The sequence below is a fragment of the Leisingera sp. F5 genome, assembly GCF_001593695.1.
Window position 1 is genome coordinate 1 of sequence record NZ_LUKH01001035.1, and the last position, 1,338, is coordinate 1,338.

The following is a 1,338-nucleotide window of genomic DNA, read 5'->3' on the forward strand; positions in this document are numbered from 1 at the left end:
GGCGAAATCAGGGCAGTTGTTAGAAGAATTTTCATGGTTGTCCTCATCAGGTTCAGTTGCGGGTTTTTCTGTTCAGTTCAGGCTGTGCAGCCCGATGAGTTGAACTTATGTCCGAAACCATGGACGTTTAATTCCCGTTCGTCCGCCTGGCATTGCAGATCGTCCAGATCTTCGTTTGGGCTTAGTCACGGCGCCTCACTCATCTGTGCATGGAGCCTCGCGCCGCGGCGCAGTAGCCTGTGGGCAGGTGTCAATGAGGAGGTGCCGTTATGGCCTGGCTGCGGACGATAGTGACAGCGTGTGTTCTTGCTGTGCCTGCCTTGGCGCAGGACGCGCCGAAGGCCCCTGAATCCCCGGAGCCGCCGATGACCTATGAGCGGCTGGGGCGGATACTTTTTGCATTGGACGAAAACGCGCAGCCCGCGGGCACCGGGTTTCAGCTGACTATTTCAGGCGTGCCGATGCTGATCGTGACGGACCAGGCAGCGGACCGGATGCGGGCGATGGTGCCGCTGCGCCGGGCCGAGGGGCTGACAGCGGAAGACATGATGCGGATGATGCAGGCCAATTTCGACACCGCCCTGGATGCGCGCTATGCCGTGGCCAAGGGGCGGCTTTGGGCGGTGTTCATTCATCCGCTGTCGTCATTGGAAAAAGACCAGCTGATTTCCTCGCTTGGCCAGACCGTCAATATCGCCCGCACCTATGGCACGCTTTACACCGGTGGAGCGCTGCAATTCGGCGGCGGCGACAGCCCGGGCATCCAGCGGCAGCTGATCGAAGAACTGCTGGAAAAGGGTGAGGAAATCTAGGCCCTTGATCCCGGACCGCAGCCCGCGCGGCCTGTATTTTGACAGATACGAATTTCAGCCTGTAACCCGGTTGCAGCAATAAATTTCGTCACAGCGCCTCTGGATAAATACGCGCCACGTCCCGTTTTGCAGAATATGGTCGCTGCAAACAGCTTGGGGAACGCATATGAACTGCTTTCAGGACCGCCTGACCGCGCTGCGCCGGGATTTCCATCGGCGTCCGGAGCTTGGCTTTCAGGAAGACCGGACCAGGGCCAAAGTGGCGGAGCATCTGCGCAGCCTCGGGCTGGAGGTTCATGAAGGCGCGGGGGTTGTCGGCCTGCTGCGGGCGGGCACCGGCAACCGGGCCATTGGGCTGCGGGCCGATATGGACGCGCTGCCGATCACTGAAACCTCCACCCACGGTTATGTTTCTGAAACGCCGGGCAAAATGCATGCCTGCGGCCATGACGGCCATATGTCCATGCTGCTGGGTGCCGCGGAACGGCTGGTGCAGGAGCAGAGTTTCGACGGCACTGTTGTGTTC

2 protein-coding genes are annotated in these 1,338 nt (G+C 60.2%); both read left to right on the plus strand.

Features of this window, described 5'->3' with window-relative positions:
* Positions 1 to 269: 269 nt before the first annotated feature.
* Positions 270 to 812, plus strand: a complete 543-nt coding sequence (locus tag A2I95_RS38605) for a hypothetical protein (RefSeq protein ID WP_291737680.1) — start codon at positions 270 to 272, stop codon at positions 810 to 812.
* Between the two features lie 166 nt (positions 813 to 978).
* A partial coding sequence (locus A2I95_RS38610) for a M20/M25/M40 family metallo-hydrolase (protein WP_291737681.1) occupies positions 979 to 1,338 on the plus strand: 360 nt, incomplete at its 3' end.